The following is a 5,485-nucleotide window of genomic DNA, read 5'->3' on the forward strand; positions in this document are numbered from 1 at the left end:
CTGGAGGGCCAACCGCTGCGGCTACGGGGTGGGCAAGCTGTGGCACGCTGCCAGACACGTAGGCCACAATCTCGGCCGCGATCAGGTGGCCCGCTTGATGCGGCTGGCCGGCATCGCGCGCGGACGCCGCACCACTGTCACCACCGGGGCGCACCGATTTCCGTTTCACCACAACGAGTTTGGTGCATCACTCGGATGCGGGGAGCAATACACGTCGCTGGCATTCACCGAGTCGCCGCGCGGATCGGGCATCGCGGGATCGATCGGCAGCGTTGGCGAAGCCCTCGATAACGCGCTAATGGAATCCGCGATCGGCCTCTACAAGGCCGAACTGATCGACCAGCACTCCACCCTTGCCAGCCGCGCCGAGCTCAAACGCGAAACCACCTCATGGGTGCACCAGTACAACCCCTAACAACCTGCACTCGGACGATCGGATACCTACTGCCGGTCGAATACGAACACCTCTACCATTAACAAACCATCTCGGCCGAGGCGGCCTGAACCGAGTCTCCGCCGGATCCAGGACGGTACAGAGGAGCCAGCTCTAGCAGCGATCGGGTGTCGCTGGTATGTAAGTTGTTGTGATGGGCTGAGAACCCTGCCGATAGACAAGATTCACGAAAGAAGACTTGTGATGTACGTCGCTGTGAAATACGTCGCCGCGGCTGGCGTGTTGGCTCTGGGATCGGTAGCCGCCCTGGTCACCAGCGCCACCACCGCGCTGGCACAGGGTCTGCCCGACCTGGAGGTGTCGATGATCTGCAGTCCCAGGGCGCCGATGGGACAACCGCGTCCCGCACAGGGCATGGTTCGCAATCTCGGCTCGGCCCCGGCTCAGGACGTGCATGTCGAGTGGTCCATCGACGGAGGCGCGATCGGCAGTCACGACTATTCTCGCCCCGTCGAACCCAAGCAGGTCAACTTCTTCGGCTTCGGCAACGAGCTCATCACTCGCCACGTACATGTATGGGCTCGAGTGACCAGCAGTGACCAGGACGCCAATCCTGATGACAACGAAGTCACCAAGGAAATCGAATGCTCGGAAATCGGGCAGGGGTGACCAGCGGTAACTACCCGCAGTGGCCGCTGCATCCGGACCGTGAAGAATAACTGTCGTTTACCAGGCGCAAGCCTCCGCCTGGTGGGGGCCACCCAGCAGCGGTGTACGCCAGACCAGCCACCGTACGCAGGCGCGGCGGCGGTACCGGGTTGAACGCCGCCTCCAGCCAGCCGTTCGGTTCGGACGGCTGGCGCCTGTTCGCCGCTGACGCCCTCGGTCAGGACAGCGGCGTCGGTCGCGGAGTTCACGCTCATTTCTGTTGGTTTGTCTCTGTCATTGTGCTGTGGGATGTTGCGAGGTAGCATGCTGGGCGTGCAGCGCGCTTACTTCACGACGACGCCGGACGACGTCCCGGCGCGCTGACTGTGTTCTGATCAAAGCCCCGGGCGGGTGCCCGGGGCTTTCCCGTGTGGTCATCCGCCTTCGACTGGAAGGAAGATTCACGTGTACGACCACCGGAAACTGGGCCGGGAACTCAGCCTGTTCGACACCGATCCATTGATCGGGGCCGGACTACCGTACTGGCTGCCCGATGGCGCGATCGTGCGCCATAGTCTCGAGGAATACATCCGCACCGTTGAACGACGAGCGGGCTACCAGCACGTGTACTCTCCGGCGCTTGGCAAGCGAGAGCTCTACGAAATCTCTGGCCACTGGGCGCACTACAATGACGACATGTACCCGCCGATGGACGTCGGTGGTGAGCAAGTGGTGCTACGGCCCAGCCTGTGCCCACATCACGCAGTGATATACCGGTCCCGCTCCCACAGCTACCGTGAATTGCCTCTACGCATGGCCGAACTCGGCGCGATGTACCGCTCAGAACTGTCCGGTGTGCTCGGCGGCTTGACCCGCGTGCGATGCATCCAACTGAACGACGCACACATTTTCTGCACCCTTGAGCAGGTCGCCGACGAGGCCACAGCAGCGCTCGCACTGATCGGGTCCGCGTACCGAGCCATGGGAATCACCAACGTTCGTTACCGGCTTTCACTTCCCGGCGCGAGCGGCAAATACGTTGCGGTGCCGGAAATGTGGCAGCGTGCAAGCAAGATTCTCAGCGAGGTGCTCGACCGGTCCGGCGTGCCCTATGAGGCCGCCGAGGGCGAAGCCGCGTTCTACGGCCCGAAAATCGACATCCAGGTCAGCGACCATGCCGGGCGCGAATCGACCCTGTCCACCGTGCAAGTCGATTTCCATCAACCCGAGCAGTTCGACCTGTACTACATCGGCGCTGACGGGGGCAAGCATCGGCCGGTCATGGTGCATCGCAGTATCATCGGCAGCGTCGAGCGTGCGGTCGCGCACCTCATCGAACTTCACGGGGGGGCCTTCCCGGCGTGGCTGGCCCCTGTTCAGGTCGTGGTGCTGCCGGTGTCCGATGCTCAGGAGTCCGACGCCGTCCAACTCCTCGATCATTGTCTGCGCGCTGGTCTGCGTGCGCAGGTGGTGACTGCCGAGGCAGGAAACCTGGGGGCACGGGTGCGTGAAACCCGCCTGGCGCCGTACCAGTTCATCCTCGGGTCGGCTGAAGCCTCCAACGGAGACGTGGCGATTCGGCTGCGAGACGGACGTCGTCTTCATGCCCTCGCTGCCGGTGACGCCATCGCCCGCATCCGAGCGCTGATCCAGGCCAACGACACCCGTTTGTGGGCCGATTGATGCCTGCTGCGTTCGGGAGTGTCTGATTTCCGGTGGATCTGATCTCGGTCTGACTGGCCGAGCCTGAGGGTTCGGCGGGAAGGATCGTTTGATGTCGGAGACACTCGAATCCGTGATGGATGCGGTGGATCAGAAGAAGCTGGCCCAGCAGCTGCTGGCCCAGGCCAAGCAGCAGGGCGTGGAGCTGCTCGGCCCGGGTGGGCTGCTGAGCCAGCTCACGAAGAACGTGCTGGAAACCGCTTTGGAGGCGGAGAGGACCGAGCACGTCGGCTACGAGAAACACGACCCGGCCGGTCGCGGAACAGGCAGAAGACGGTGTTGACCGAGATCGGTCCGGTGGCCATCGACGTGCCCAGGGATACCAATTCCTCGTTCGAGCCGAAGATCGTCAAGAAACGGCAGCGCCGGCTGACCGGGATCGACGAGATCGTGTTGTCGCTGACCGCGGAGGGGTTGACCACCGGCGAGGTCGCCGCCCATTTCGCCGATATCTATGGTGCGTCGGTATCCAAGGACACAATCTCCCGGATCGCTGAGAAGGTGATCGGCGAGATGACCGACTGTCGAGGATCTCTTCGGCTGTCTTCTTCCAGACGAACGGACGGGGGTTGGCGTTCCAGTGCGAGATTCAGTCCATGACGTCTTCTCCAGTGCCGCAACACTTTTGTGAACGCCACGTCGGGTGATCTGATCGGTGAGGTAGCCGAGCCAGCGTTCGGCGGGTAGCGAGGGCGTGTTACCACGCCCTCGCCCCCTAAGAACCGGCCGTGCCCGCTTTCCAGGCAACCGGCTGAAGCAAGCCCCGAAGGCTCACAGGTCGTCAGAAGTGCGGTGCCCGCCAACGCTTTTGGTGTGATTGCGGTGGCAGTGGGCGTGGACGAGACGCGTTGCGGTGTAGCCGTCCGGCTGGTGAGCACTCGCGATGGTGATCGCCTGTCGGCGGATCGCGGTGCGGGCGGCCGTGAGCCACTGCTGCCACTGGTGCGGCGTTTGTGGTTCACGATCGGTGTGCAGCAGCAACCCCCGGCAGAGTGGGCATCGGCCGTTCTGCGCGCGCAAGCGGCGCAGGGTGTCCTTCCCCACCGGGGGTGTGCGGCGGCGACGCCGCTCGGTCCAGTAGTCGCTCAGCGCGGGATTGTCCGGAGACGCCGTGCCTGCGACCATCCGGTGCCGGACGATCGGTGTCCAAGCGAACTTGCGCAGGTAGAAACCGCTGTCGCGGCTCCCGAACACCCACTTGTCCGCTCGGGCGGGGTTGAACGCCCCGTAGTAGCGGGCTTTGACCCAATACATCGGTTTGTTCGAGTGACGGAATCTGGCCCACTTGTAAACCAGCCGCCAGACGTGGGCGTCCAAAGCAGCGAACGCCCGTTTTGAAACCCCGATCCGGTAGTAGGCCGCCCATCCGGTGATGATCGGATTGAGAGTGGCGGTCACTGCGTCGGCGTTGGAGCCACGCAACCGTTTCATCTCGATGGACAGCTTCAGCCGGATGCGCCGCAGCGCGGCGTTGCTCGGCTTGGTCAGCAGCTTCCCGTTCAGGTAGCGGCGAATGTTGAACCCCAGAATATCCACGCCCTGATCCAGGATCGTGACGCGGGTCTTGTCTTCGTTGAAAACGAGCCCTCTGGGAGCCAGCCAGTTCGCCAGCCGCGCTTTGACCTGTTCGGCCTGCTCGCGTGAATAGCACAGTGCAAGAAGGTCATCGGCGTAGCGGATAACCGCCGGGCAGCCCTTCACCGTTTTCCCGGCAAGGGTGCCGTTGGTGTAGTAGCGGACCCCCGCGGCGGCCTCCATGCCGTGCAGAGCAACATTGAGTAGCAGCGCACTGACCACCCCGCCTTGGGGAGCACCCTCCTCAGTTGGCGCGAAACGACCCTGATCGACCACGCCGGCCCTCAGCCACTGCCGCACCAATCCCCGTGCGGGGAAGGTGCCGAGCGAGCCGAGGATATGGTCGTGGTCGAGGTGGTCGAACGCGGCAGCCAGATCGGCGTCGAGAATCCACACGCGTTTGGCGTCGGTGCGGCTGACGGTGGTGTGGATAGCCACGATGGCGTCGTGGCATCCCCTACCCGGCCGGAACCTATAGGATCTGGGTTCGAACCGGGCCTCCCACTCGGGTTCCAGCGCGTTGACCACCAGCGCTTGCAATGCCCGATCAGCGATCACGGGTATTCCTAATCCGCGGCGGCGACCATTGCCCTTCGGTATGAACACCCGCTTGACCGGCCGAGGCGACCACGCGGCAGTGCCGTGCTGCAACCAGTCGACCATGTCGGTCTTCTGCTCCGCGTCCGTCACCACCTCGCCGTCGATCCCGGCGGTCTTGCGGCCCGCGTTGATCTCCGTCACCCGCCGCACCGACATCAGTGCGTTGGCGCGGCAACGAAGCATCAGCTTCTGCAAATTCCGGACCTTCTTCAGATCCCCTGCCTGTGATGCCGCGAAGATCCGCTGCCGTAACCGCCGTACCTGGTCCTCGACCGTGCGCCATCGCACAGCATCCCAGTCCAGGACCCGGTCTCCGGGTCCGTTCACCAGCATCGTGGTGTCCAACTTGCCCCTCGAGTTCTGACGATTCGGTCATCGAGTCGTTCGCAGGCTCACCCGGCTCGCGTCAGCACCCTTTCAGGTCGAGGCAACCGCCTCTATCCGGCCAGTTGTGCAGATGCCACCAGCGGAGGAACTGGTAGTGCGGCACCTGGTTTCCTGTGGCCTTTCGGCCCACCGGCATTCGCTTCTCGAGCCATCCTGACC

3 protein-coding genes and 2 pseudogenes are annotated in these 5,485 nt (G+C 63.6%); 4 read left to right on the forward strand and 1 reads right to left on the reverse strand.

The features are described from left to right. The 4 genes and pseudogenes from ACL03I_RS39005 to ACL03I_RS39020 all read left to right on the forward strand — a co-directional run. A pseudogene (locus tag ACL03I_RS39005) lies at positions 1–477 on the forward strand (integrase core domain-containing protein); the annotation flags it as partial. A gap of 172 nt (positions 478–649) precedes the next feature. Further along, positions 650–1,063, forward strand: coding sequence for a hypothetical protein (locus ACL03I_RS39010; RefSeq protein WP_412808601.1), 414 nt, complete (start codon positions 650–652; stop codon positions 1,061–1,063). Positions 1,064–1,507: 444 nt separating this feature from the next. Next, entirely contained in the window at positions 1,508–2,725 is a 1,218-nt protein-coding gene (gene thrS / locus ACL03I_RS39015; protein ID WP_412808602.1) for a threonine--tRNA ligase, read from the forward strand. A gap of 115 nt (positions 2,726–2,840) precedes the next feature. After that, positions 2,841–3,364: pseudogene (locus ACL03I_RS39020) on the forward strand (transposase). Positions 3,365–3,535: 171 nt separating this feature from the next. Here ACL03I_RS39020 and ACL03I_RS39025 read toward each other — a convergent pair. Then, positions 3,536–5,272: a reverse transcriptase domain-containing protein gene (locus ACL03I_RS39025; RefSeq protein WP_412808603.1), complete on the reverse strand. Its 1,737-nt coding sequence runs from the start codon at positions 5,270–5,272 to the stop codon at positions 3,536–3,538. Between the last annotated feature and the right edge of the window lie 213 nt (positions 5,273–5,485).

Source organism: Nocardia sichangensis (assembly GCF_047200615.1).
Classification (GTDB): Bacteria; Actinomycetota; Actinomycetes; order Mycobacteriales; family Mycobacteriaceae; genus Nocardia; species Nocardia sichangensis.

Bases quoted from the DNA above. Each gene is read 5' to 3' on its own strand.
- ACL03I_RS39025 (WP_412808603.1), bottom strand. From the start codon at position 5,272: ATGCTGGTGAACGGACCCGGAGACCGGGTCCTGGACTGGGATGCTGTG.